General features: G+C 65.9%; 4 protein-coding genes. 2 read left to right on the top strand and 2 right to left on the bottom strand.

The window, feature by feature from the left end:
• The first annotated feature begins 50 nt into the window (after positions 1-50).
• Entirely contained in the window at positions 51-842 is a 792-nt protein-coding gene (locus WEB61_RS09475) for an NAD kinase (RefSeq protein WP_368064094.1), read from the top strand.
• On the opposite strand, the gene WEB61_RS09470 is transcribed toward WEB61_RS09475, so the two are convergent.
• Positions 836-1,657 (bottom strand): NUDIX hydrolase, encoded by an 822-nt coding sequence (locus tag WEB61_RS09470; protein WP_368064093.1) that lies wholly within the window; start codon positions 1,655-1,657, stop codon positions 836-838. The two genes, WEB61_RS09475 and WEB61_RS09470, sit on opposite strands and share 7 nt — an antisense overlap.
• Before the next feature lie 148 nt (positions 1,658-1,805).
• Here WEB61_RS09470 and WEB61_RS09465 point away from each other — a divergent pair, with 148 nt between their 5' ends.
• Entirely contained in the window at positions 1,806-3,182 is a 1,377-nt protein-coding gene (locus tag WEB61_RS09465; RefSeq protein WP_368064092.1) for an EAL domain-containing protein, read from the top strand.
• Here WEB61_RS09465 and WEB61_RS09460 read toward each other — a convergent pair.
• Positions 3,183-3,821 (bottom strand): acetyl-CoA C-acyltransferase (locus tag WEB61_RS09460; protein WP_368064091.1); only part of this gene is annotated, 639 nt, incomplete at its 5' end.

Raw genomic sequence — 3,821 nt, 5'->3', positions numbered from 1 at the left:
CTTGCGTATCTTTGTCCATATGCTTACCTCCTTGCGAACCCGCCGCTATTATGCCGTCTGACAAGGGAACCGGGATGAAATTCGAGAAGATCGCCTTTGTGGCAACCGACATGCCGGAGGCGCAGGCGGCGCTAAAAAGCCTCCGCGCCCGCTATGGCGACGCCTCGCCCGACAAGGCCGACGTGATCGTGGCGCTCGGCGGCGACGGGCTGATGCTGCAGACGCTGCACGAACATATGGAACGGCGCATTCCGATCTACGGCATGAACCGCGGCTCGGTCGGATTCCTGATGAACGAATACAGGGACGACAATCTGCTTGAGCGCCTCGAAGCTGCGGAGATGGCGACGCTGCACCCGCTGCGCATGAAGGTGACGCTGGTCAGCGGCGAAAGGAAAGAGGCGCTCGCCATCAACGAAGTCTCGCTGCTGCGCGAAACCTATCAGGCCGCGAAGATCCGCATTTCTATCGACGGCAAGACGCGCATGGAAGAGCTGATGTGCGACGGCGTGCTGGTGGCAACACCCGCCGGCTCCACCGCCTATAATCTTTCGGCGCAGGGACCCATTGTCCCGATCGACGCGGCGCTGCTGGCGTTGACGCCGATCAGCGCTTTCCGCCCGCGGCGCTGGCGCGGCGCACTGCTCTCGCATCGCGCCCATGTCCGCTTCGAGATTCTCGAAACGGAAAAGCGCCCCGTCAGCGCCGTCGCCGACCATACTGAATTCCGCTCGGTATGCGATGTTGAGGTCGAGGAAGACGCCTCGATCGATCTCCTGATGCTGTTCGACGCCGATCACTCGCTCGACGAGCGCATCCTGACCGAACAGTTTCTTTACTGAGCCTTGGGCTTCGCCACATTGGCCACCGCTTCCAGCGGCTCCTCGGTGACCGGGTAGCCCGCCTCCGCCGGAATGCGCAGCACCGGCTTGCCGGCCTCGTTCTTGGTCACCACCGGCTCGACCGTCACGACGGGCGCCGCCCGCGCCGCCTCGATCGCATGCGCGACGGTCGGGCTGTAGCCGAGTTTCGCCACATTCATCCGTGTCGGGAAAATAATGGTGCGGGTGCCGGCATCCGCTTCCTTCAGCGCGATCTCGGGCCGGATCCACACTGAATCGACCGATTCATGTCCGTCATGCACGGCCAGGTGATCCTCCGGCGCCGCTGCGACATAAAACCGTGTATCGAAACGCTTCGGCATCATGTTGGGCGTAATCCAGTGTGCGAACGGCGTCAGCATGTCGCCGGCGAGCCGCAGGCCTTCCTTCTCGAGAAAATCGGCGATCCCGATCTCGCCCTTGTTCAAGGGATCGCGATAGGGATCGAGCATCTTCAGCCGCGCCGCGTCCACCACGCGGCCTGTCTGTTCCTCGCGCGCCAGCAGCACCGCCGATTCCTCGAATGCTTCGCGAATAGCCGCCACCCGCATCGAGAATTCCCAGTCGTCGAGCCCCTCGGCGCCGTCGACGCGCCCGCGCACGCCTTCCGCGCGGTCCAGCGCGTCAACCTTGCCACCCGGAAAGACCAGAGCGCCCGACGCGAAATCGATCTGGTGGTGACGCACCACCATGAAAACCTCGATCCCCTCCGCTCCGTCGCGCACCAGCAGGATGGTCGCGGCCGGAATCAGCCCGTTCGTCGCCGGTTTTGACATTTTCGCACTCCCGTTTGCTTCAATTTGAAGCATTGTTTTTATCGTTTGGCGACGTTGTTCGTCGCTCGCCCGCCCCGGTTAAGCACTCCGAAAGGCACACCCTGCGAGGCTGGGTGAAATGCGCGCCCGCATGCCGCCCGGAAGCAAGATGTACAGCAGTTCCTTTCGCCTGACCAACCGCGACATCGACCTCGCCTTCGAGGCGCGTCATCTGTTTCTGGTCTGCCAGCCGAAAGTCGCGCTGGGCACCGGCGAGGCGCTGGGCGCCGAGGCCTATATCCGCTGGAACCACCCGGATTACGGCTTGCTGCCGCCGGGCCTCTTCCTGTCCTTTTTCGAACGCCGCGAACGCTCCGGCGAGCTGACCCGTTACGTCGCGTCGGCCGCCGCCGATGCGATGGTCGACTGGTCGGCGGCCGGATGCGACTGGCCGCTCTCGATCAATCTCGGCGCCGCCGATCTCGCCGACAAGCGGCTTCCCGGCGATCTCGATGGCATCCTGGGCGAGCGCGGTCTCGATCCGTCGCGTCTGACGCTGGAAGTGCCGGAAGGCGCCTTCGCCCGTCACGGCGAAACGGCCGCCGGCGTCATTCGCGAACTGCGCCGCCTCGGCTTCCGCACCGCGCTCGACGGCGGCGGCGCCGTCATCGTGCCCGACGATGTTGTGAACCGAGACTGCTTCGACGAGATCAAGATCGGCGGCGCGGCGATCATCCAGTTTGCCGGTCGTCTGCGCCACGCGGGCCTCGGCTTTGTCGGCCGCCGCGTCGCGCTGGCCGCATCGCGCGGGCTCGAAGCCACCGCCGTCGGCGTCGAGGACGAGACGACGCTCGCGGCCCTTCCCGCGCTCGGTTTCACCGCCGCGCAGGGCGCCCATATCTGCCGCCCCGTCCCGCTTGCCGACCTGATCGGCTGGACCGCGCCCAAGCGCCCGGTCCCCGTCGAGCCTGAAATTGAAATCGATGTCGCACCCGCGACGCCCAGCACCGGCATCGCCGGCGAACCGCCCGAAACGCACGCCGACGACGACGTTCTTCTCCTCACCGATCCGATCGAGGATGCAGCCGTCGAAGCCGAAGCCGTCGAGGCCGAAGTCGTCGAGGTCGAAGTCGTCGAGGTCGAAGTCGCCGAGGTCGAAGTCGTCGAAGTCGAGGAAGCAGCCGTTGCGGAGAATCTGCCGCCGGAAACATCGGCAGCATTGCCCGCGATGCCGGTCGAGGAAACCGGTCTCTTTCTCTCCTGGGAAGATCTCGATTTCCACGTGCCGGGCGAGGAAGTCCGCGCCGTCGCCTGGCGCATCGACCGCGTCTGCCTCTTCCCCGACCGCTGGCTTGTGGCGCTGATCCGCAAGCCGCGCCGTCTCGCCCATATGCGCAAGGCGAGCTCTGCAAAAAAATTGCTGCCCCTTGCAACGAAAACGGCGGCGAAGCCCGCGCCGCGCCCGCGCCGTCCCCGCGCGCCCCGCTGGTCCGAACCCGGCCTCGTCACGCGCCCGAGCCTCGTGCAGCTCGCGTTGGGTTTTTAGCTACACCCGCTCGATCACCATCGCGATGCCCTGCCCGACGCCGATGCACATCGTGCACAACGCATAACGCCCGTCGCGTTTCTCGAGTTCATACATCGCCGTCGTCACCAGCCGCGCCCCGCTCATGCCGAGCGGATGGCCGAGCGCGATCGCGCCGCCATTCGGATTGACGTGTTCGGCATCGTCCGCCAATCCGAGGTCGCGCATCACGGCAAGCCCTTGCGAGGCAAAGGCTTCGTTGAGTTCGATGACGTCGATATCGCCGATATTGAGGCCGGCCTTTTCGAGCACCTTGCGGCTCGCCGGCGCCGGTCCGATGCCCATGATGCGCGGCGGCACGCCCGCCGTCGCCGTCGCGACGATCCGCGCCCGGGGTTTGAGCCCGTGCGCTTCCGCCGCCTCCGCCGAGGCGAGGATCAGCGCGCAGGCCCCGTCATTGACGCCCGATGCATTGCCGGCCGTCACGCTGCCGCCTTCGCGAAACGGAGCCGGCAGCTTGCCGAGCGCCTCGAGCGTCGTCTCGGGCCGCGGATGTTCGTCCGTGTCGACCACGGTCTCGCCCTTGCGGCCGGCAATCGTCACCGGCACGATTTCTTCGGCGAAGCGCCCCGACGCCATCGCCTTGCCGGCCTTCTGCTG

This window comes from Parvibaculum sp., assembly GCF_040882025.1.
Classification (GTDB): Bacteria; Pseudomonadota; Alphaproteobacteria; order Parvibaculales; family Parvibaculaceae; genus Parvibaculum.
The sequence above is the reverse complement of the archived record's forward strand: the minus strand, read 5'-3'. Positions and strand labels throughout refer to the sequence as shown.

Bases quoted from the DNA above. Each gene is read 5' to 3' on its own strand.
- WEB61_RS09475 (WP_368064094.1), top strand. From the start codon at position 51: ATGCCGTCTGACAAGGGAACCGGGATGAAATTCGAGAAGATCGCCTTT.
- WEB61_RS09465 (WP_368064092.1), top strand. From the start codon at position 1,806: ATGTACAGCAGTTCCTTTCGCCTGACCAACCGCGACATCGACCTCGCC.
- WEB61_RS09470 (WP_368064093.1), bottom strand. From the start codon at position 1,657: ATGTCAAAACCGGCGACGAACGGGCTGATTCCGGCCGCGACCATCCTG.